Below are 21,963 nucleotides of genomic sequence, written 5' to 3'. Positions count from 1 at the left end.
TACATTAATTTGATTTAAAATACCCTTTCATAATACCACGATGTGAATTCTTGATAAACTGAAGTATTTCATCACGTTCGTGTGTTGCTTCCATTTCTGCTTCAATTAAATCTGAAGCTTGAGTATTATTATAATTTTTTTGATATAAAATGCGATATATATCTTGTATCTCTCTTATTTTTTCAGTGGAAAAACCACGTCTTCGTAATCCTACTGAGTTAATTCCAACATAAGATAATGGCTCTCGACCAGCTTTAACAAATGGTGGCACATCTTTTCTTACAAGAGATCCTCCTGTTACAAATGCGTGATTACCAATTGAACAAAATTGATGAACAGCTGTCATACCAGCTAGAACTACATAATCTCCAACAGTTATATGTCCTGCTAAAGTACTATTATTTGAGAAAATACAATTGTTACCAACAATACAATCGTGAGCAATATGACAATATGCCATAATCAAACAATTGTCACCAATAACTGTTTTCATTTTATCTGTGGTACCTCTATTAATAGTAACACACTCTCTAATGGTTACATTGTTTCCAATAATGGTCAAAGTATCTTCGTCATCAAACTTTAAATCTTGAGGAACGGCTGAAATAACAGCACCTGGGAAAATATTGCAATTTTTACCAATGCGAGCACCTTCCATAATAGTAACGTTACTTCCAATCCAAGTACCTTCACCAATAATAACATTATTATGAATGGTTGTAAAAGGATCAATTACAACATTTTTTGCAATTTTAGCTCCAGGATGAACGTAAGCTAGTGGTTGATTCATTTGATTAAGTTTTATTTACTTACTTGATTATTTAACTTTTGCTATTTGAGCCATGAGCTCTGCTTCTGCACATAATTTTCCATTAGCATAAGCATAGCCTTGCATATGGCAAATACCACGACGTATTGGCGAAATTAAATCGCATTTAAAGATTAACGTATCTCCAGGAACTACTTTTTGCTTAAATTTTACATTATCAATCTTCATAAAGAATGTAAGGTAATTTTCTGGATCAGGAACAGTACTTAAAACAAGTATTCCTCCTGTTTGAGCCATTGCTTCTACAATTAAAACTCCAGGCATTACAGGAGCTCCAGGAAAATGTCCTGCAAAAAACGGTTCGTTCATGGTTACGTTTTTCATACCAATAACACCAGAATCTGTTAGTTCAAAAATTTTATCAATTAATAAAAATGGCTGTCTGTGTGGCAACATATCCATAATTTGATTGACATCCATTAATGGTTCTTGATTCAAGTCAATTTTCGGAACGTGGTTACGTCTTTCATTTTTAATAAGTTTAGACATTTTTTTTGCAAATTGTGTATTTACAAAGTGTCCCGGTTTATTTGCTATAATTTTTCCTTTTAACCTCACACCAATTAAAGCTAAATCACCAATTACATCTAACAACTTGTGTCTAGCAGCTTCGTTTGGATGATGCAACGTTAAATTGTCTAAAATACCGTTTGGTTTAACAGAAATATTATCTTTATTAAACGCTATTTTTAATTTTTCTATTGTAGTGGGTGAAATTTCTTTATCCACATACACAATGGCATTATTTAAATCTCCTCCTTTTATTAAGCCATGCTCTAGAAGTGTTTCAAGTTCATGAAGAAAACTAAACGTTCTAGAGTCTGAAATTTCATCTTTAAAATCTGATATTCTTTTTAAAGTTGCATTTTGTGTTCCTAAAACTTTGGTACCAAAATCTACCATGGTAGTTACTTGATATTCGCTAGAAGGCATTACTAGAATTTCGCTTCCTGATTCTTCATCCGTATAAGAAATGACATCTGTTACTACATATTCTTCTCTAAAAGCGTCTTGTTCTTCTATTCCAGCTTTCTCAATAGCTTCGACAAAATACTTAGAAGAACCATCCATTATTGGTGGCTCGGAAGCATTTAATTCTATAATGACATTGTCTAAATCTAATCCAACCAAGGCAGCCAAAACATGCTCTGATGTTTGAATTGTCACTCCGTTTTTTTCTAAACAAGTGCCTCTTTGTGTATTAGTTACATAATTAGCATCAGCTTCTATTACCGGTGTACCTTCTAGGTCTACACGTTTAAAAGCGAATCCTGAGTTTACAGGAGCTGGTTTAAAAGTTAAGGTCACATTTTTTCCTGTGTGTAATCCAACACCAATTAAAGACACTTCTTCTTTAATGGTTTTTTGCTTAACTTCAGTATTAATTATTGCCATCTACTTTCTTTTCTAATTCGATTATATTCTTTACAATTTTAGGAAGATTCTTAAAGTGCACATAAGACTTATTCCAGTCGCTATAATTAAACGAAGGAGAACCTTGTAAAACTTCGTTGTCTTTAATATTTTTTCCTATACCAGATTGTGCCTGAATTTTTACATTATTTCCAATAATTAAATGTCCAGCAAATCCAACTTGTCCACCAATGATACAATTTTCGCCAATTTTTGTAGAACCAGCAATTCCTGTTTGTGCTGCTATAACAGTGTTTTTACCAATTTCCACATTATGAGCTATTTGAATTTGGTTATCTAATTTTACACCTCTTCTAATTATTGTAGAGCCTAAAGTTGCTCTATCAATAGTAGTAGCTGCACCAATATCTACAAAGTCTTCAATAACTACATTTCCTGTTTGTGGTACTTTATTGTACTCACCCTTTTCATTAGGCATAAAGCCAAAACCATCAGCTCCAATAATAACTCCAGAGTTTAAAACACAATTTGAACCAATAATAGTTTCAGAGTAAATTTTAGTTCCAGCAAAAATAATGGTATTGTTTCCAATAACAACATTATCGCCTATATATGAATTGGGAAATATTTTGACGTTTTCACCAATTTTTACGTTTTCTCCAATATAAGTAAATGCTCCTATATATATATTAGGTCCATAGGTTGCCGTTTCAGAAACATATGAAGGAACTTCAATTCCTTGTTTATTTAGCTTTACCATATTATAATATTCCAATAATTTAGAAAAAGACTTATAAGCATCTTCTACTTTAATTAGAGTTGTTTCCAAGTGGTTTTCTGGGACAAACGTTTTATTAACTATTGTTACAGAAGCTTTTGTTGAATAAATATAGGACTGATATTTAGGGTTAGCAAGGAAGGTTAACGAACCTTCTGTACCTTCTTCTATTTTGGATAGCTTAGAAACTTCAACATCTGGATTGCCCACAATGTCTCCTTCTAATATTCCTGCTATTTGTTGCGCTGTAAATTTCATTCCAGCAAAAATAGGAAAAAAGTGCTAAAGTTTTTCTTTAGGGTAACAGATATAATATTTTGTGACTGTTTTTGAGAGTGCTTTTAAGTTTAATTGATCTGAAGCTTTAATTATATCCTGAACTTTACCGTTTTTATACAAGATATTAATATGTTGTTTTTTTATTTGATAAGCTTGGTTAGAAATCTCTCCAGTAAAGACAAAATATTCGGCTTCTTCTTTATTAATTTGATAAGTGTCTATTAGTTTTTGAATATGCTCTTGAAGTTTTTCGGGTTTAATTCTTTTGTTTTTTAGTTTTACTTTTAGCAAATCACGATTTATAAGCATGTCGCATAAGTTTTTTAAAACAAAATCGTCATGAAACTGCCATTCTTTCATGGCTGAAACAATATCGTAATCGTCTAATCTTGCAAAAATTTCGAGTGTTTCTCTATTAAAATCTTCTAAAGTGATTTCATTAGATAAAAAATATTGTAAAGCTTTACTAGCTTTTAAATCTACACCTTGACTTGTAAGTTCTTTGGCACGTTTTAAAACTCGAATTAAAAGTTGTTCTGCTGCCAAACTGGTTTTATGCAAATAGACTTGCCAATACATAAGTCTTCGTGCTACCAAGAACTTTTCAACACTATAAATTCCTTTTTCTTCAACTACTAATTTATTATTAACCACATTGAGCATGGTAATTAAGCGTTCGCTATTAATATTTCCTTCAGCAACACCAGTATAAAAACTATCACGTTTTAAATAATCTGCCCGATCCATGTCTAATTGCCCTGAAATTAGCTGACATAGAAATTTTCTAGGGTGCTCTCCTTTAAAAACCTGAATGGCTAGAGTTAAACTTAAGTTAAAGTCTCTATTGAGTTGTTCCATAAAAAACAGGGAAATCTCCTCATGAGAAACACCATTTACAATACTATGTTCCATAGCATGAGAGAAAGGTCCGTGACCAATATCGTGCAATAAAATGGCTATATAAAGCGCTTGCTCTTCATCTTCAGAAATGCTAACCCCTTTAAAACGCAAGACATTAACAGCTTTTTGCATTAAATGCATACAACCAAGAGCATGATGAAATCTGGTATGATGCGCTCCTGGATATACCAAATAAGACATGCCCATTTGCGAAATTCTTCGCAAGCGTTGAAAATATTTGTGTTCAATTAAATCGTAGATTAACGAATTTGGAATAGTAATAAATCCGTAAATTGGGTCGTTAAATATTTTGAGTTTGTTTTGCACAATCAAGCTGATACTTTTTACATAATAATTTAAACAAATATACATGAACCATATAAATATTCTTTGGGTTGACGATGAAATTGATTTACTTAAACCCCATATCCTCTTTCTTGAAAAGAAAAACTATTTAGTTACTACTTGTCAAAGTGGTACTGAAGCTCTTGAAGTTTTAGAAGATAAAAACTTTGATATTGTTTTTTTAGATGAAAATATGCCAGGTTTAACTGGACTTGAAACTCTAAATGAAATAAAAGAAAAACGAGATACACTACCTGTAGTAATGATAACCAAAAGTGAAGAAGAGTATATTATGGAAGAGGCTATTGGTAATAAAATAGCCGATTACTTAATTAAGCCTGTTAACCCAAATCAGATTTTATTGAGTCTGAAGAAAAACTTAGATCATTCTAGGTTGGTTTCAGAAAAAACAACTTCAAACTATCAACAAGAGTTTCGAAAAATAGCCATGGATTTAAGTATGGTTAATAGTTATGAAGAATGGGTTTCTTTATATCAAAAATTAATTTATTGGGAAATCCAATTAGAAAACATAGAAGATGCAGGCATGTTTGAAATTCTAGAATCTCAAAAAAGTGAAGCAAACACTCAATTTGGGAAGTTTATTGACAAACATTATCCAAGTTGGTTTGAGCCACATACAGATGCACCTACCTTATCTCATACATTATTTAAAAACAAAATTGTTCCAGAAATAAGTAAAGAACAACCAACACTTTTAGTAGTTATCGATAATCTAAGATACGACCAGTGGAAAGCTTTTGAACCTATTGTAAATAATTATTATAAAAAAGAATCTGAGTCACCATTTTTTAGCATTTTACCAACTGCAACACAATATGCTAGAAATGCTATTTTCTCTGGATTAATGCCTAGCGACATGGAAAAGTTACACCCAAACTTATGGAAAAACGATACTGATGATGGTGGAAAAAACCTTCATGAAGACGATTTTTTAGAAGCACAATTAAAACGTCTAGGACTTTCTCATTTAAAAACTGAATATCATAAAATAACTAATTTAAAAACAGGAAAAAAACTAGTTGAAAATTTTAAATCTTTAAAAGACAATGATTTATCTGTTATTGTTTATAATTTTGTCGATATGCTTTCACATTCCAAAACAGAAATGGATGTCGTAAAGGAATTAGCTTCTAATGATAAAGCCTATCGTTCTCTAACACAAAGCTGGTTTAAAAACTCTCCCCTTTTAGAAATGATTCAGCAAGCACAACAACTAGGTTTTAAATTAATACTAACTACAGATCATGGAACTATTAATGTTAAGAACCCATCAAAAGTAATTGGAGATAAAGACACCAGTTTAAATTTACGTTATAAAACAGGTCGAAGTTTAACTTACGAAGATAAAGACGTATTAGTTGCCAAAGATCCAAAAAACATCCACCTGCCTTCTATAACTATGAGTAGTTCTTTTATTTTTGCAAAAGGAGACTTGTTTTTTGCTTATCCAAATAACTATAACCATTATGTTAGTTACTTTAGAAACACTTACCAACATGGAGGTGTTTCTTTAGAAGAAATGATAATTCCATTTGTAGTTTTAAGCCCAAAATAAATCTGTGTAATGCATAAAAATCCGACGAAATACACATTTTATTAGTTTTTTTAAATTATTATTCCTATTATTGTATGCAAAATTCAGCTATTTTGAATGTTGATTATAGTTTATCTGAGCTAGATTCTGTTGCTAGACAACTCTTTAAGAACCTAAAAAGCAAAACTATTTTGCTTTATGGAGAGATGGGAGCTGGCAAAACAACTTTAATTAAAAAACTTGTTAATGAACTAGGTAGTACAGATGAAGTAAGTAGTCCAACATATTCTATAGTAAATGAATATGAATTGTTTAATGATAAAATATTTCATTTCGATTTATACAGAATAAAAGATATTGATGAAGCATTGAATTTTGGTATTGAAGATTATTTAGATTCAAACCATTGGATTATTATTGAATGGCCAGAAATAATTGAAGATTTAATTACAGAAAATTACCATTGTGTGAATTTATCTATAAAAGACAAAAACACAAGGCATCTATTTTTAAAATAATTGTTTAATAAGTAAAAAAATATATAATAAACAACCAAAATCTACCAAAAAGAGGTTCGATTACGGAAAAACCGTAACGGAAAAATGAAAAAAGCGTGTTTTTAACATAATTTTAACATTTGACTCTTTTAACATACTGCTTACTCACATACATTTGGGGTATTAATTAATTAAATCCCTTATATTATGAAAACTAAAAAGTATGTAATTGCAATTGCAATTTTCGGTGGAATGTTGTTTACAGCTCAAGCAGCTAATTTATTCCAAGCTAATGAAGACGCACCAAAAATTGAAAAAAGAGCTTATCCAATTCCGTCAAACGGATAAAAAGAGCTTAATTATAGGAAGTGTAGTAGCTACAATATTAGCTATCACACCTTACTTATTTTATTTATACGAAAGTGTTCCAACTAAAAGAGTTTGGGACACTTTTTTATTTTCATACGATAGTGGAAGTTATGAAAATGCAAATTATGTAATGTGGCTTTTTACTGGTAAAGCTATACCTCTATTATTATTATTTATTTGGTTTTTTACTTGCAGGCATTGGTGGTATCATGTTATTTTAGTACCGATTGCTATGTATTTATATCAAATATTTGGCATATTTAATGATAATATTTCTTTTGTGGATGAGTTTCAGCTAATGTATTTGGTTCCATTGATGGCTATAATTATCCCAACCATTTATCTTATTAGAGCTAAAATGTTCGATAAATTAAATACGGCTTCTAAAACTATGGAAGAACTTGAAGACGAATTTATGATTAAACCTAAAAACATTTGGGAAAAAATTAAACAGTATTTTTAAATTACACTCTTAACATTAAAAAATTTATTCGTAATTTGACTCCTATTATAACGAGCAACTTATGTCTAAATCTTTATCTCCTTTTACCAAACAACAATTATTGCCTCAAGAAGAAACTTTAGAAATTTTAAAGCGAAAAGGCGAATTATTTATTGGTATTCCAAAAGAAACTGCATATCAAGAAAAACGAGTTTGCTTAACTCCAGATGCTGTTTCAGCTTTGGTAAATAATGGGCATCGTGTTTTAATTGAGTCTGGTGCAGGCGAAGGTGCCAATTTTAAAGATAAAGAATACAGCGAAGCTGGTGCCGAAATTACCAAAGACACTTCTAAAGTATATGGATGTCCCATGATTTTAAAAGTAGAGCCTCCTACCCTAGAACAGATACAACTTATCAATCCGCAAACCATATTAATTTCGGCTGTTCAACTAAAAACCCAAACAAAAAAATATTTTGAAACTTTAGCTGCCAAACGTATTACTGCCTTAGCATTCGAATTTATTAGAGATGAAACAGGTGCTTATCCTGCTGTTCGTTCTTTAAGTGAAATTGCAGGAACTGCTTCAGTGCTTATCGCTTCAGAATTATTGAGCAATGTAAACGATGGTAATGGACTAATGTTTGGTAACGTTTGTGGCGTTCCACCAATCGAGGTGGTTATTTTAGGAGCAGGAACCGTTGGGGAATTTGCAGCAAGAAGTGCTATGGGACTTGGAGCTAATGTTAAAATTTTCGATAATTCTGTAACCAAATTAAGACGTATGCAAGTAAATTTAGGTACAACCTTTTTTACATCTACGCTACAGCCAAAAAATCTAAGCAAAGCATTAAAGCGTTGCGATGTGGTTATTGCAGCTGTTAGAGGAAAAAACAGATCACCTATTTTAGTTTCAGATTCTATGGTTGCCAATATGAAAAATGGTGCCGTTGTTATTGATGTTAGTATTGATATGGGAGGCTGTTTTGAGACTAGTGAAGTGACTTCTCATAAAAACCCAACTTATACGAAGCATGGTGTTATACATTATTGTGTGCCTAACATACCTGCTCGTTATTCCAGAACTGCTTCAATTTCAATTAGTAATATTTTTACACCTTATCTTTTAAAAATTGCTGAAGATGGTGGATTAGAAAATTCTTTAAGATTTGATAAGGGATTAAAAAATGGATTGTATTTTTACCACGGAATTTTAACCAGCAAATCTGTTGGAGAGTGGTTTGATTTAAAACATAGCGATATAAACTTGCTTATTTTTTAAATGAATTAAAATAGTTAAGCCTTCTGAAATTTCATATATAAACTTAAACTAAATGAAATTATTACATAGAATTGGCTATTATTTAGGTGGATTTTCAATTGGGTTGATTGTTTTAGCTGTTTTTTTAAATGGCAAAAAAGTATCTTGCAATTATGGTCCTGAAGCTAGAGTTTTAAAAAACATTAATTTAAAACACATTAAATACTCTCAAAATATTGAGAATACCATAATAAATGGTGACATTGATTCATTAGAAATAAGAAATATCTTATTGCGTGGAGATATCAATTTCTCTAAAAGCGAGACTAGAAAAGATCCTTGTGGTATTTATGCTATAGAAGGAACGTTAAATAATAAAGACCTTGTTTTAATGGTCGAGAATTGCGATAGTATTGCAACTGTTCAAACAATGAAATGGGAATAAAAAAAGCCTGAAATATTATTTCAGGCTTTTTTTATAAATTATTTCACTTTTTTAATTCAATATGATTCGTTTGGTAACAGAACCATTATTTTCTGTTTTAAAAGCCAATAAGTAAACACCTTGAGGTAAACTTGATAAATTTAACGTTATATTGTTAGCTACCATTTCTTGAGTTTGTATTGCTCTTCCTAACATGTCGTAAACCTGAATTGATTTAACAGCAATATTTCCATCAAGTTTAACATTTACTAATCCGTCTCTTGAAGGATTTGGATATACTTTAATTCCGTTTGATGCTATTGCTTCATTATCTTCAACACCTAGTGTTGATGGCGCTCTTGCAATAAACGATGGAGGGTATGCTCCTGTAAAACTATTGGCCCAATTACTAGCAAACATCACTTGACTTCCATCTCTATTAGGAACGGCATGTGCTTGATGTCCATATCCTGCATTTTCATCAGTATGATGCACTGCGAATCTTTCTATCATATCTGAGCCATCTAATTTAATTGCAAAAATTTCTTTATAACCAACCGTATTACAACATCCTTCACTAACATATGCCCAACCAGGTCTATCTGTATTTCTACAACTTATATGTCCTCCCCAAACACCAGTAGATTGCGTAAAGTGGAATAATGGAGTTACCATACCATCTCTTAAACGTACAGATTTTAAATAATAATCGTTATTTCTTGTAGTTGGATCACCAAAGGCAACAAAAACATCTTCACCATCAGTATTTGTTCCTAAATCAGAATGCGTTGTATAATCGTTTAAATGTCTTTTATTGGTTAAATCAATATCAAATACTTTAATACCTTGATTTTCTCCATTACCATCTTCAGAAAAATACATAATAGCATATTGACCTGATGGACTTACAGAAAACCAACTCATATTACTTGCTCCAATATAATGAGTAGCAACTATCTGATCGATTTCAATATTGTATACAATTAATGTTTGGTTATTTCCATTTTCACCAATCAGTCCAATATATTTATCATCATTAGACATATTTCCTTTATTACTATATTCTATAGACGAAAATCCGCTAAATGTATGTAGTATTTGATTATTATTTGTAGATACATTGTATCGCACTAATCTATTACCAGAGGTGCCATACATGGTTAATGGGTTTACATTAGACCAAGTTGCAGCACTAGGAATGGATGCCCAATATAAGAACTCATTTGTTTCTGCATCTAAAATTGCAGCAGGATATCCTGCTAACTTGATTAATGAACCATCTGCATTCCATGGTTGATCTAAAGAATAGTGATGTCTTAAGTTTTGTCCTGTGGTACCAAATTCTGCAGCATCACTAATTCTAATAACCTCATTACCAAATTCATTGGTTTTTACTTCCAAATAATCTGGAGCAGGTCCAGTTGGTGGTTGATATTGATTATAATCAATGGCATTTAACGAAATTGTTTCAGGATAGTTTTGTGCTTTTAGTATAAAGCTTAAAAATAAAAAATAAAAAAATAAAATTCTCTGAAAACCCTCACTACGTGAGAATTTTCCAACATATAAATGTTTCATACTTAGGGGTTTTGCTATTAATCTTGCTATTAATGTTTGCTAATCTATTAAAATGCAGTTCATAAATCGACTAAAAAAATTATAAATTCGATAAAATACATTAATTTTGTAGTAATAATATTACATACAATGTATTTTGTAGTATAAAATTGACTTTTAAACTATTTACCGATCGACAAACTACATGAAAAAAATGAACAACAGTTTTATATACGGTGAGAATTTAGTTTTGGATTTTTTAAAAACAATAAAGTAATTAACAGGTTATCAACATTCTAATTAATTCCTTATTAATTATATAATATTAACGTGCACTTTAAATTATAAATTGGTTCGTTCATCTAATTAATTATTGAGACAGGATTTTAGAATAAAAAAATACATACTTTTAAAAATTAAATATCATTTCTTAAAAACTCATCAAATTCGTACAATAACAATCCATTTTTAATTTGAAAAAAACCATTGCTTTTGTTTTACCAAGTTTAAATGCAGGTGGCGCACAACGTGTTGTTACCACACTGGCAAACCTACTTGTTAAAGAATACCATGTTTGTATTATTGTGCTTTATAATTGTGAGTCCTTTTATAAGTTACATCCAGATGTAACAATAGAATATTGTCAAAAAAATTATAATTCTAATCCAACTCTCTTACAGTCTTTAACAAACAATTTTAAATTAATTAATAACTTAATTAGAATATTAAAAAAGAATAAAACTGATATTGTCATAGGTTTTATGCCTATAACAAATGTGTATGCCATTGTTGCATCTAAAATACTTGGCATTCCAAACATTATAAGCGAAAGGGCTAACCCGGAATTCAGTACTATTAATAAAGTATGGAGTCGTATTAGAAAAATAGCTTATCCTTTTAGTAACTGTTTAGTAGTTCAAACAAAAGCTAATAAGAAATATTTCAAATCTTTTATAAAATCTGAAATTGAAATCTTAAAAAACCCTATTAACCAAAACCTTTTAGAAAAAAGAGATGAAACTATTCCTAAAGAAAACATCATATTAAATGTTGGAAGATTGGCAGAACCAAAAAATCAAGACCTTTTAATCCACGCATTTTCAAATATTAATCATGAGAATTGGAAGTTAGTTTTTGTTGGAGACGGTAATAATTACAGTAAACTTAAAGAATTAATAACCTCTTTAAGAATGGATGATCACATCATATTAACAGGAAACTCATCTGAAGTATCTACACATTATAATAAAGCTAAAATATTTGCTTTTACTTCAAAATACGAAGGTTTTCCAAATGTTATTATTGAGTCGATGGCCTATGGGTTGGCTTGTATTTCAACTGATTGTCCTTATGGCCCTTCAGAAATAATTGAAAATAATAAGAATGGCTTATTAATTCCTGTTGGAAATCAAAAGGAGTTAGAAAAAGGTTTGACAAAACTTATGCACGATGCTACTTTACAAGCAAAATTTGGAAAAAATGCCATGCAAACAACCGAAGCTTATCATCCAACTAAAATTGTTCTAGAATGGACAACACTAATAAATAAACTAATTCTAAAATAAAAACTGTCTTTTTTTGAATATAAAAAACTACATAACGTCATTGTTTCAGTCGCTTAGAAAAAACCCAATGGTCATGAATGTTGTTGCAGTTGCTTCTGTAACACTTATTGTCAAAGGTTTTGGTTTTTACAAAGAAATAGTAGTTGCGAGTAGTTTTGGGCTTTCTGAATTATTAGACACTTTTTTAATTGCCTCTTTAGTTCCTGGGTTTATTTATCAGGTTTTTTTAGGTGCTTTTAAATCTGTTTTTATTCCAAATTATATTAGTGAACAAAAATCAGATCGACCGATTGGTTCTTTTCAATCAACAAGTTTTATGGTAACTATTGGTACAACCATTTTTTTTATGGTACTCGCCTACTTGTTTACAAACACTTTCTTGGAACTGTTTTTCCCAAATCATACAGAAGCTTACTATGCTTTAATTAAAACACAATTTTTCTATTTGTTACCATGTATTTTATTTTGGGGACTTTCCTCTTTATTAAGTGGGTTATTAAACATCCATAACGAATTTAAATATTCTACAATTTATCCCGTTTTTACTTCGATTATTATATTAATACTATTGTTCTTTTTTAAAGATGTTTTTCAAGAGAAAGTATTAGCGGTTGCAATGTTATTAGGTAGTATTGTAGAGTTTTTATTTTTAGCCATTGTAGCAAAATCTAAAAACATTATAAAACTTAACAAACCCGATTTTAAAGCAGAAGGCACCATCTTTATGTTTAAACAGTTGCCTGCAAAAGTGAGTTCTGGTTTTTTAACGGGATTAATACCCATTACAGATAAGTATTTTGCTGCACAGTTGGTTGTTGGTTCTATTGCTGCCATTAATTATGCCCTTAAAATACCAGCATTTTTTACTGCCATTGTAGTTTTAGCATTATCGAGAGTTCTATTACCACATTTTTCGAAACTTATAACAGAAAACAAAGAAGAAGCATCGAATCAATTAAGAAAAGTTTTAAAATTTGTATTTATTTCTTTAGTGTTTTTTATCATCCCAATTATCTTGTTCTCAGATAGTATTGTTGCATTTATTTTTGAACGCAATCAATTTACTTCAGAAGACACATTACTTGTATCAAAACTACAAGTCATTCTCTTAATTGGTGCACCTTTTTATATTTGCGATAATATTATTGTTCAGTATTTAACAAGCCTTAATAAGAATGCATTTATGGCATATGTATCTTTTGGAAGCATGACATTAAACATTATTTTAGATTTCATTTTCATGAAACTCTATGGTGTTTATGGTATTGTTCTCTGTACAACAACCATTTACATAATAAGGAGTTTGGTGCTTTTTTCCTATGCAAACAAACAAAAGAAGATTTAAATTGTTATGCAAAACGCATATAAATATATATCTTGTTTTAAAGTGAAGAATAGAATAGATTAAATAAAGATTATTAATATGACATTAAAAGAATTATTACCAACCTATACACCATTAGATAAGCCGTCTAAATTTGAATATAAATTCACCATGTTTACTCCAGTATTTAATCGTGGAGATACGATTCATCGAGTTTTTAATTCTCTAGAAAAGCAAACTTATAAAGATTTTGAATTTTTAATTATTAATGATGGTTCTCAAGATAATTCTCACGAAGTTATTCAAGAATTGATAAGTAAATCAAACATGAATATTCGTTATATTAATAACGAAAAAAACCGCCATAAAATGGCTTGTATTGTACAAGGTGTGGAATTGGCAAAAGGAGAGTTTTTTCTTCCATTAGATTCAGACGATGAATGTGTAGAAAATGCCTTAGAAGTGTTTTTAGAAAGATACAACAGCATCCCAAAAGAAATGCAGCCTAATATTAGTGGTGTTACTTGTTTATGTGTAGACCAAGATGGCAATTATATAGATGAAAAATTTAAAGTTGATCCCTTGTATAGCGATTCGTTTCAAAACAGGTTAAACGAGTTGAGTCTTTCAGAAAAATGGGGATTTATTAAAACGGATATTTTAAGAGGTATAAAAGTAAACCCAGAAACCTTCTCTAAAGGTTATATTCCAGAAGGAACTTTATGGAATCTAATTGCAAAACATAAATATAAAACCATGTATACAAACGATGTGTTAAGAATCTATTATCTTGATACTGGAAATAGAATTTCAAATCAAGATCATGCAAAAGATGCTTATGGCATGGCAGTTTTTTCTTTATGTATTCTTAATTGGTTTTACAAAGACTATTTTTGGAAAAACCCTAAAATATTTTTAATTAGAGTGTATTCGCTTATTAGAGCAGCTATCTTTTTAGATTTTAAAAGACAAGATTATATAGATGCTCTAGATTCTAAAGGCATAAAAATGTTAGTGAATATTTGCTGGCCATTTAAAAAACTATTTTTAAAAATAATTGGTTAACACACTTCAATATAGGCTGTTTTTATAATTATGAAAATATTAAAGTACTTTTTATTAGCTTTAATTTTACTAAACCTCGTGTCTTTTAGCTTATCAGCTTTGGGTTCAGGTATTGGTAGTCTATTTAGTGTATTATTATTTGGAGGTGTCTTCTTTTATTACTTTCTAAATAAAAAACCAAAACTACCAATTGCTTTTATTGTTTTAGGGCTTTCTTATTTTTTAATATCAGGCATAAATTACACAGGACCACTTAGGGAGTTTTACACAGATGCAATTAAGTATTTTATATTCATTATTGGAGCCGTTTCTTTAGCAAAAGAAACTAACGAAAAAGAATTTGGTATATATGCTTTTATTGGTGCTATGAGTGTATTAGTAAATGCTGTAGCTTTCTCTACTCCTTATGGTAGATATGGAGGATTTTATATTAATCCAAATGCTGCAGGAGTTGTTTGTTTAATCGCTTTTTCACTAACCCTTTACTTTAAAAGTAAATATTTAAAGTTGTTTATTCAGTTGTTAATTGTAACAGCTGGCATAATGACGCTTTCAAGATATTTTATCATGTTGTTAGTAATTGTTAATGTTATAGCTATTATAGCTAATAGAAAGAATAGTATTAGTTTGGTAGCAGGTACTGTTGGTATTGCTGTCGTACTATCTGTATCCACTTTATTCAACCTTAACACTACTCGATTTTCTGCCTTTCAAAGTCTCTTTGGCAGTCAAGAAGTTGAAACAAAAACAATTACTAAAGGCTCAAGAACTGAAACATGGGCATTATACACAGATGTTATTTTGGACAATCCTGTAACTGGAATCGGTTACAATGCACTACATGGAAGACAATCAAACTTTAGTAGCGTGGGAGCTGGAGTTCACAACACCTATTTAATGGCTATTGGAGAGTCTGGTATTGTGACATTCTTACTATTAATTATTATTTATCTATCTCTGTTTTTTAGAAGTTTAAAACACATCAGACTCAATCCAGAATACACTTGTATTGCTGCTGTTTTAATCACTTTTTTATTAGTATCTCATAATTATTTTGATAATTATTTTATTTTATTTACGTCTATTTGGCTCTATTTAAAAGTTAAAAAGCAACCAGAAACTTTAAACAACTTAAATACTTAAACATTATGTGTGGCATCTATGGCTCAACCATACCTTACAACAATATACAAGTAAAAGAAAAACTTGAACGCTCTAATTTTAGAGGTCCAGACAAATTAAAATTTGATTCTTTTGGAGACGATAAGAGTGTTGTTTTTGGTCACAACAGGTTAGCTATTATAGATTTAGATGAAAGATCCAACCAACCATTTACTTATCAAAACAAAATACATTTAGTTTTTAATGGTGAGATTTATAATTTTAAGGATATTAAAGACAACCTATTAGAAAAAGGCTATACTTTTAATACCACTAGTGATACTGAAGTTATTTGTGCAGCCTATTTGGAATATGGCGAAGATTGTGTCCACCACTTTAATGGTATGTTTGCTTTTGTTATTTACGATCAAACAAAAAATATTTTTTTTGGAGCTAGAGACAGACTTGGTCAGAAACCCTTCTATTTTTATCATAACGGAAAAGATTTTGAATTTGCCAGCCAGCTTTCTGTTATTCAATTACATCATTCTAATTTATCAATTTCAAAAAAAGCCATCTCGTTATATTTAGCCTGGGGGACGATTCCAGATCCTTATTCAATATTTAATGAAATACAGAAGCTTCCGGCAGGTCATTCTTTTATATTCGATTTAAATTCCACGACACTTACACAAAAAACATATTGGGATATAGATTATAAAGCAAAAAAACCTTTTAAAGGAAGTTATAAAGAAGCAACGACTATTTTAGATAACACATTAAAAGATGCTGTTAGCAAACGTCTATTTGCAGATGTGCCTGTTGGTGTGTTCCTTTCAGGTGGCGTAGATTCATCGTTAATTGCGGCTTTAGCTACAAAAAGTACAAATAGCAAAGTGAAAACTTTTTCAGTAAAATTTAATGAAGAAGGTTTTGACGAAAGTGTTTATGCACAACAAGTTGCAAACCATTTACAAACCGATCATCATGTAATAGAATGTAATTATGAAGAAGGTTTAGATCTTATTAAGAATTTCTGTTATTTTTATGACGAACCTTTTTCTGACTCTTCAGCAATTCCTTCCATGTTATTAGCGAAATATACTAGAGAAAAGGTAACCGTTGCACTTTCTGGAGATGCTGGAGATGAAAGTTTTTTAGGCTATCACAGATACAGCTGGATGAACAAAAAAAGAAAGATGTACTTTTTACCTTTTTTTATAAGGAAAGCTTGTGCCACACTTTTAAATCTATCTTCAAATAAAAGATTGAACATTATAGCAAACGTCTTATCTTACAAAAATGAGAATGAATTATATCTGGCATATAGTTCAAGCTTTAATCAATCTTGGATAAAGAGTGATATTGATATACACGATTTAATAGAGTCTAAATATCTTACACACAAGAAAAAAAACCTATTAGAACGTATTTCAGATTTTGACATTAAATGCTACTTAAATTGGGACATTAACACCAAAGTAGATAGAGCTACTATGGCGTATTCACTTGAGGCTAGAGCACCACTTATGGATTATCGTGTTGTAGACTTTGCCAGATCCCTTCCTACTAGATTTAAATTTAAAGGACAAACACAAAAACGCATTTTAAAAGATGTGCTTTACAAATATGTTCCAGAACATATTTTCGACAGACCTAAATCTGGATTTGGAATGCCTTTAGCTAAATGGTTTAGAACAGATTTAAAAGAGTATGTGTTAACAGAATTAAGTAATGATAATTTAAAACAAATTCCTGGCATTGATGCTAAAATAGTTAGTAAATATATCAAACAACATATGGATGGTAGTTGGGATTATTTTCCAATAATTTGGCAATTATTGGTGCTAAAACAATGGTTAGACAATAATGGTAAAGGTTACGAGATTATATGAATTCTAAAAAAATAAAAATACTATTTATACTTCCTTCATTAGCAGCTGGTGGTGCAGAACGCATTATGTCTTTTGTTGCTAAAAGCCTAAATAAGGAACAATTTGACACCAAATTAATAGTTACTGGCTATAAGAGTAAATCAGTATATAATACTGGAGACTTAGAGGTCATCTATTTAAACAAGTCTCGAGTTTTAAAATCTGGTTTCAGTTTATTTCGTTTATTTTTAAGAGAAAAACCACATATTGTTATTAGTTCGATTGTTCATCTAAATACGTTTTCTGCCTTTTTTTCATTAGTTTTTCCAAGAACAAAATTTATTGCTAGAGAAGCTAATGTGCTTTCGGTCTTAAATCAACACAATCCATCGAAAAGTTTTTTATTTTCAAAAAGAATGGTTGTAATTGCTTATAAATTGGTTGATAAAATTATCTGTCAGTCAAAAGACATGCAGCAAGATGTTGTGGCAAATTATGGAGTACCATTGCATAAAACGGTTTTAATTAATAATCCCATAACAAATTCATTTCAATTAAAAAGAGAAATACACGATACAACTAAAGCCATTAGGTTTATTACAATCACTAGACTAAGTAAGCACAAAGGACATAAACGTATTATTGACGCTTTATCTACATTAAATTTCCCATTTCATTATACTATAATTGGCAAAGGTTCAGAAAAAGAATCTATCTTTAATTATCTAAAAGAGAAAAACCTTAGCGATCAAGTTGAATATGTTGAATATACAAATGAAGTTGATACATATTTATCGCGTAGCGACTTGTATTTACAAGGATCTTATGTAGAAGGATTTCCAAATATTCTAATTGAAAGTTGTGTGGTAGGCACTCCCGTTCTGGCATTTAATGCTCCTGGGGGTTTAGATGAAATTATAGAGCAAGGGATTAATGGTTACATTGCTAATTCAAACGAAGAATTTATAAACTACTTAAATATTATAAATAGCTCTCGTGATTTTGAGGTCGATAAAGTAAGTAATATCGTTAAAGAGCGATTTGGAAAAGAAAAAATAATTACTGAATATGAAAATTTATTTTTAAATTTAGTTAATTCAAATTAAATGTCAGACAAAAAAAAAATAGCCTTATTTGTCCCAGCTATTGGGTTTGGTGGCGCTGAAAAAGTTGTTAGTTTGCTTACTTTCGAACTTACAAAATATTTTGATGTTACCTTAATATTGCTGTATAATGTTATTAAACTCCCCATTTCAGATGATGTTAAAGTTATCGTACTTTCAAAAGAAGGAGAATCTTTTAAAACCTCTAAAATTCAACATTATTTAGACTATATAAAATTCATCTTCAAGTATAATAAAACTTTAAAAAATGAAAACATAGAAGTTGTAATTTCATTTATGCTACGCCAGAATGTAATGACTGGTATTGCTAAAATGTTTAATAAAAATGTTAAGACTATAATTAGCGAAAGATGTTTCCCGTCTTTAAGGTATAAAAACAATAGAACCACCTCATTTTTAACTCAAATTATCATTCCTTTATTTTATAATAAAAACAATAAGCTTTTTTCAAACTCTATTCATATTAACGAAGATTTAAAAAATAATTTTAATGTTAAAATAGACTCCAGCGTTATTTATAATCCTATTGTATTAAATACTGAAAAATTAGCTATTAATAATTACGACAGCTTAGAAGACAACTTTAATATAGTTACTGTTGGTAGATTAATACCTGTAAAAAACCAACAACATATTTTACATAGTTTAAGTAAGTTACCACAAAATTTTTGTCTAGATGTTTATGGAGATGGAGAATTAAGCACTAAATTAAATATGCTCTCTAAAGAATTAAGTTTAAAAAACAGGGTTCATTTAAACGGCAATGTTTTAAATATCCATTACAATATTAAGCTCCATCATTGTTTTATATTGAGTTCAATTTCCGAAGGGTTTCCTAATGTTTTACTAGAGGCAATGTCTATGGGGTTACCTGTTATTGCAACCAATTGCATGTCTGGCCCTTTAGAGTTATTAAACGAAAACGAACCTGTAGATATCGAAATGGGCACTTTCTATAAAGCGAAATATGGTCTTTTAGTAAATGTAAATGACGTTGAAGGGTTAGCGCAAGCACTACTTTTTTATCAACAACATAACGAAGAAAGACTTGTATATAGTGGTTTAGGTTATACGCGATCTAAAGATTATGGAGTAGATAAAATAGGCAACCAATTTAAGGAGCTAATTGAAAGCGTTTAATCTCAAGGTAAGGTTAACATGTTGCCCAATTTTAAATCCCATTCTTTTGGTTTAAATCCACTAAAACCAGATTCTGAATGAAACGTAATTTCTCCAAAATAAACTTTATCGCCTAAGGTGTATAAATCGACTCTTACATAACAAAAATCTTGAGCCAATGCTTTTGAAACTGTTTTCATTTCTTCAAAACAAATAGGTTTCTCTACAGGATTCCCATTTTCGTAAACCCATACAATATCCATAAAATTCCAATCTTTATCGTATAAGTTTCTTCTATGGTCTGCATGTCTATCAATATCTACTTGAATAAAAACTAATTCTCCATTAAAATAATGCATTTTATAATCGAATGGAATGGAGCCATCTTCATGCTGAAGTAATTTTTCAACAATAATTCTTGGTTTGATGTTTTTATATTGCCATTCTTTATATTTTGTGTAATAATTTATATGAAGCGACTTATATAACTTATTTCTAACAATAGTCCAATTCGTTTTTTCTTTATCCAAAATAATAGAACCTCCAGAACTGTCGTGATTAGCCTTTACTATAACAGGGTAATCTGGAATATTCTCTGGCTTGATATCTTTTAACCTGGTTGTTTCAAAAACTAATGGAATTAAATACTTTTCATCAACTTTCTCTCTAACATAGTCTCTTACTGCATATTTATCAGCACATTGTGTATGCAATGGTGTTCTATCGTTTAATTTAAGCCATTGCATTTTTTCATTATATGTTTTCGGGTTTTCTAAATCGGGCTTATATCCAAAATTATGTGTAAACTCCCTATTTATCCTAGAAATATCTGAGACAATGGTAAATCTAAAATAATTATATAACCCATAAAAAGGTTGAATTAGATAGGGTCCTATTGTGGTTTCAAAATATATTTTTTTAATAATGTCTTTCAAGATAGCTGGTTTAGTATATGTTTATTTTTTCATGTTGTAAGTTACATGAAACTAATAATTTTAAATATTTATCTAATTTATAATTATTTTCAAAAAGCAGAAAGCTTATATTTAAATAATATTTTAAATTTGAGGAGATTATCTATTTATGACAAAAAAAATCTGTTTAATTGGTGGTGAAGATGTACATAAACGCATTCCCTTGTCTAAATACTTAATCGAAGCTGGTTTTCAAGTAACAATTGTTGGCACTAGCATTAAAGAGTTTCCAGATTCTGTAACTTATATTTCATATAATTTAAACCGAAGCTTCTCTCCTATTTCAGATTACAAAACCATTTTGTGGCTTAAACGATTTTTTAATAAAAATCACTTCGATATTATTCATACATTCGATACTAAGCCTGCTTTTTTAGTTCCTTTATCTCAACTAAAAACTAAGACGCCTATTACAAGAACTGTTACAGGGTTAGGAACCATTTTTATGTCTAATTCAATATCAAGTAAGATATTACGAAAGGTTTATATTTTAATTCATACTTCCATTAAAAATAGAGTTTACAAAACAATTTTTCAAAATGAAGATGATAAAAATCTATATTTAAAGTACCATTTAATAACTAATTCAAACCAAGATTTAATTCTAAGTAGTGGCATTGAATTAAATACTATTTCTCAAAAAGCCGAACGAAACAATTTAAACTTTACGTTTATTTGTGTGGCCAGATTGGTTTTTGAAAAAGGAATTATTAATCTATTAGAAGCCGCTAGAATTTGTCATAATAAAGGATTTAAATTTAGATACCTTTTGGTTGGGCCTCTAGAAGAAAACTCTAAAAAACTAAATAGAGACATTCTCAATCAATACAATGATATTGTTGAAATTTTAGGATCAAGAAATGACATTTTAGATTTACTTATTGCATCAGATGCTTTTGTGTTACCAACCTTTAGAGAAGGATTTTCCAGAGTATTATTAGAAGCTGGTGCTGTCGGGCTACCCATTATATCGACAAATGTTACTGGAGTTAGAGAATTTGCAAGACATGACAAAGAAGCTCTTTTGGTGGAACCTAAAAACTCTGAAGCTTTAGCAAATGCGATGATTAAATTGGCTACAAACAAGGAGTTAGCTAATAAATTAGCTGAAAATGCCATAAATCACGTTAAACTGTTTAGTCTAGAAAATGTATCTAAACAATATATAACTATCTTTAATGCTGCTATTAATCACAACTAAAAA

The 21,963-nt window shown here is 30.0% G+C and carries 20 protein-coding genes; 14 read left to right on the top strand and 6 right to left on the bottom strand.

The features are described from left to right. Positions 1-4: 4 nt before the first annotated feature. Genes lpxA through ACI5KZ_RS03130 form a run of 4 tightly spaced genes read right to left on the bottom strand, consistent with a single transcriptional unit; the run spans position 5 to position 4,493 of the window. The gene (gene lpxA, locus ACI5KZ_RS03145) at positions 5-790 is read right to left on the bottom strand and encodes an acyl-ACP--UDP-N-acetylglucosamine O-acyltransferase (RefSeq protein WP_109309953.1); all 786 of its coding nucleotides are present in this window, start codon (positions 788-790) and stop codon (positions 5-7) included. Positions 791-817: 27 nt separating this feature from the next. Further along, entirely contained in the window at positions 818-2,224 is a 1,407-nt protein-coding gene (locus ACI5KZ_RS03140) for a bifunctional UDP-3-O-[3-hydroxymyristoyl] N-acetylglucosamine deacetylase/3-hydroxyacyl-ACP dehydratase (protein ID WP_109309952.1), read from the bottom strand. After that, positions 2,211-3,239 (bottom strand): UDP-3-O-(3-hydroxymyristoyl)glucosamine N-acyltransferase, encoded by a 1,029-nt coding sequence (lpxD, locus tag ACI5KZ_RS03135; RefSeq protein ID WP_109309951.1) that lies wholly within the window; start codon positions 3,237-3,239, stop codon positions 2,211-2,213. Before lpxD ends, ACI5KZ_RS03140 begins: the two co-directional genes overlap by 14 nt. A 24-nt stretch (positions 3,240-3,263) precedes the next feature. Beyond that, positions 3,264-4,493, bottom strand: a complete 1,230-nt coding sequence (locus ACI5KZ_RS03130) for an HD domain-containing protein (RefSeq protein WP_406846868.1) — start codon at positions 4,491-4,493, stop codon at positions 3,264-3,266. Positions 4,494-4,530: 37 nt separating this feature from the next. On the opposite strand from ACI5KZ_RS03130, the gene ACI5KZ_RS03125 reads away from it, so the two are divergent. The 6 genes from ACI5KZ_RS03125 to ACI5KZ_RS03100 all read left to right on the top strand — a co-directional run bounded on the left by ACI5KZ_RS03125 (position 4,531) and on the right by ACI5KZ_RS03100 (position 9,077). Continuing rightward, the gene (locus ACI5KZ_RS03125) at positions 4,531-6,084 is read left to right on the top strand and encodes a PglZ domain-containing protein (RefSeq protein ID WP_109309949.1); all 1,554 of its coding nucleotides are present in this window, start codon (positions 4,531-4,533) and stop codon (positions 6,082-6,084) included. 74 nt (positions 6,085-6,158) lie between these two features. Beyond that, positions 6,159-6,581: a tRNA (adenosine(37)-N6)-threonylcarbamoyltransferase complex ATPase subunit type 1 TsaE gene (gene tsaE, locus ACI5KZ_RS03120; protein ID WP_406846867.1), complete on the top strand. Its 423-nt coding sequence runs from the start codon at positions 6,159-6,161 to the stop codon at positions 6,579-6,581. Positions 6,582-6,767: 186 nt separating this feature from the next. Continuing rightward, on the top strand, positions 6,768-6,908 hold the full coding sequence (locus ACI5KZ_RS03115) for a hypothetical protein (protein WP_165815848.1): 141 nt from the start codon (positions 6,768-6,770) through the stop codon (positions 6,906-6,908). Next, a complete protein-coding gene (locus ACI5KZ_RS03110; RefSeq protein WP_406846866.1) occupies positions 6,871-7,392 on the top strand; it encodes a hypothetical protein in 522 nt (173 codons plus the stop codon). The genes ACI5KZ_RS03115 and ACI5KZ_RS03110 overlap by 38 nt, the downstream gene beginning before the upstream one ends. A 61-nt stretch (positions 7,393-7,453) precedes the next feature. Then, positions 7,454-8,653, top strand: coding sequence for an alanine dehydrogenase (locus tag ACI5KZ_RS03105; RefSeq protein ID WP_109309947.1), 1,200 nt, complete (start codon positions 7,454-7,456; stop codon positions 8,651-8,653). A gap of 52 nt (positions 8,654-8,705) precedes the next feature. Beyond that, on the top strand, positions 8,706-9,077 hold the full coding sequence (locus tag ACI5KZ_RS03100; RefSeq protein WP_109309946.1) for a DUF4258 domain-containing protein: 372 nt from the start codon (positions 8,706-8,708) through the stop codon (positions 9,075-9,077). Positions 9,078-9,128: 51 nt separating this feature from the next. On the opposite strand, the gene ACI5KZ_RS03095 is transcribed toward ACI5KZ_RS03100, so the two are convergent. Then, complete coding sequence (locus tag ACI5KZ_RS03095) at positions 9,129-10,634, bottom strand: T9SS type A sorting domain-containing protein (RefSeq protein ID WP_109309945.1); 1,506 nt, start codon at positions 10,632-10,634, stop codon at positions 9,129-9,131. A gap of 452 nt (positions 10,635-11,086) precedes the next feature. Between ACI5KZ_RS03095 and ACI5KZ_RS03090 the strand changes: the two genes are divergently transcribed. The 7 genes from ACI5KZ_RS03090 to ACI5KZ_RS03060 all read left to right on the top strand — a co-directional run bounded on the left by ACI5KZ_RS03090 (position 11,087) and on the right by ACI5KZ_RS03060 (position 19,806). Continuing rightward, positions 11,087-12,178, top strand: coding sequence for a glycosyltransferase family 4 protein (locus ACI5KZ_RS03090; RefSeq protein WP_406846865.1), 1,092 nt, complete (start codon positions 11,087-11,089; stop codon positions 12,176-12,178). A gap of 13 nt (positions 12,179-12,191) precedes the next feature. Beyond that, on the top strand, positions 12,192-13,523 hold the full coding sequence (gene murJ, locus ACI5KZ_RS03085) for a murein biosynthesis integral membrane protein MurJ (RefSeq protein ID WP_406846864.1): 1,332 nt from the start codon (positions 12,192-12,194) through the stop codon (positions 13,521-13,523). Positions 13,524-13,601: 78 nt separating this feature from the next. After that, positions 13,602-14,567: a glycosyltransferase family 2 protein gene (locus tag ACI5KZ_RS03080; RefSeq protein WP_406846863.1), complete on the top strand. Its 966-nt coding sequence runs from the start codon at positions 13,602-13,604 to the stop codon at positions 14,565-14,567. Between the two features lie 30 nt (positions 14,568-14,597). Then, positions 14,598-15,710: an O-antigen ligase family protein gene (locus ACI5KZ_RS03075; RefSeq protein WP_406846862.1), complete on the top strand. Its 1,113-nt coding sequence runs from the start codon at positions 14,598-14,600 to the stop codon at positions 15,708-15,710. A 5-nt stretch (positions 15,711-15,715) separates the two neighbouring features. Continuing rightward, on the top strand, positions 15,716-17,563 hold the full coding sequence (asnB, locus tag ACI5KZ_RS03070; protein ID WP_406846861.1) for an asparagine synthase (glutamine-hydrolyzing): 1,848 nt from the start codon (positions 15,716-15,718) through the stop codon (positions 17,561-17,563). Then, a complete protein-coding gene (locus tag ACI5KZ_RS03065; RefSeq protein WP_406846860.1) occupies positions 17,560-18,648 on the top strand; it encodes a glycosyltransferase in 1,089 nt (362 codons plus the stop codon). The genes asnB and ACI5KZ_RS03065 overlap by 4 nt, the downstream gene beginning before the upstream one ends. Further along, positions 18,649-19,806: a glycosyltransferase gene (locus tag ACI5KZ_RS03060; protein WP_406846859.1), complete on the top strand. Its 1,158-nt coding sequence runs from the start codon at positions 18,649-18,651 to the stop codon at positions 19,804-19,806. A 2-nt stretch (positions 19,807-19,808) separates the two neighbouring features. Here the strand turns inward: ACI5KZ_RS03060 and ACI5KZ_RS03055 are convergent, their stop codons facing one another. After that, positions 19,809-20,720, bottom strand: coding sequence for an ATP-grasp fold amidoligase family protein (locus ACI5KZ_RS03055; RefSeq protein WP_406846858.1), 912 nt, complete (start codon positions 20,718-20,720; stop codon positions 19,809-19,811). Positions 20,721-20,868: 148 nt separating this feature from the next. Between ACI5KZ_RS03055 and ACI5KZ_RS03050 the strand changes: the two genes are divergently transcribed. Further along, positions 20,869-21,960, top strand: coding sequence for a glycosyltransferase (locus tag ACI5KZ_RS03050; protein WP_406846857.1), 1,092 nt, complete (start codon positions 20,869-20,871; stop codon positions 21,958-21,960). Positions 21,961-21,963 lie beyond the last annotated feature (3 nt).

This window comes from Xanthomarina sp. GH4-25 (assembly GCF_045363175.1).
Taxonomy (GTDB): Bacteria; Bacteroidota; Bacteroidia; order Flavobacteriales; family Flavobacteriaceae; genus Xanthomarina.
Note: the sequence above shows the minus strand (reverse complement) of the source record. Positions and strands in the feature narration are given on the sequence as shown.

What these genes read in the sequence shown, in the direction of transcription:
- lpxA (WP_109309953.1), bottom strand. Translation starts at nt 790, where the DNA reads ATGAATCAACCACTAGCTTACGTTCATCCTGGAGCTAAAATTGCAAAA.
- ACI5KZ_RS03060 (WP_406846859.1), top strand. Translation starts at nt 18,649, where the DNA reads ATGTCAGACAAAAAAAAAATAGCCTTATTTGTCCCAGCTATTGGGTTT.
- lpxD (WP_109309951.1), bottom strand. Translation starts at nt 3,239, where the DNA reads ATGAAATTTACAGCGCAACAAATAGCAGGAATATTAGAAGGAGACATT.
- ACI5KZ_RS03100 (WP_109309946.1), top strand. Translation starts at nt 8,706, where the DNA reads ATGAAATTATTACATAGAATTGGCTATTATTTAGGTGGATTTTCAATT.
- tsaE (WP_406846867.1), top strand. Translation starts at nt 6,159, where the DNA reads ATGCAAAATTCAGCTATTTTGAATGTTGATTATAGTTTATCTGAGCTA.
- ACI5KZ_RS03140 (WP_109309952.1), bottom strand. Translation starts at nt 2,224, where the DNA reads ATGGCAATAATTAATACTGAAGTTAAGCAAAAAACCATTAAAGAAGAA.
- ACI5KZ_RS03115 (WP_165815848.1), top strand. Translation starts at nt 6,768, where the DNA reads ATGAAAACTAAAAAGTATGTAATTGCAATTGCAATTTTCGGTGGAATG.
- ACI5KZ_RS03095 (WP_109309945.1), bottom strand. Translation starts at nt 10,634, where the DNA reads ATGAAACATTTATATGTTGGAAAATTCTCACGTAGTGAGGGTTTTCAG.
- ACI5KZ_RS03075 (WP_406846862.1), top strand. Translation starts at nt 14,598, where the DNA reads ATGAAAATATTAAAGTACTTTTTATTAGCTTTAATTTTACTAAACCTC.
- ACI5KZ_RS03105 (WP_109309947.1), top strand. Translation starts at nt 7,454, where the DNA reads ATGTCTAAATCTTTATCTCCTTTTACCAAACAACAATTATTGCCTCAA.
- asnB (WP_406846861.1), top strand. Translation starts at nt 15,716, where the DNA reads ATGTGTGGCATCTATGGCTCAACCATACCTTACAACAATATACAAGTA.
- ACI5KZ_RS03050 (WP_406846857.1), top strand. Translation starts at nt 20,869, where the DNA reads ATGACAAAAAAAATCTGTTTAATTGGTGGTGAAGATGTACATAAACGC.
- ACI5KZ_RS03125 (WP_109309949.1), top strand. Translation starts at nt 4,531, where the DNA reads ATGAACCATATAAATATTCTTTGGGTTGACGATGAAATTGATTTACTT.
- ACI5KZ_RS03065 (WP_406846860.1), top strand. Translation starts at nt 17,560, where the DNA reads ATGAATTCTAAAAAAATAAAAATACTATTTATACTTCCTTCATTAGCA.
- ACI5KZ_RS03080 (WP_406846863.1), top strand. Translation starts at nt 13,602, where the DNA reads ATGACATTAAAAGAATTATTACCAACCTATACACCATTAGATAAGCCG.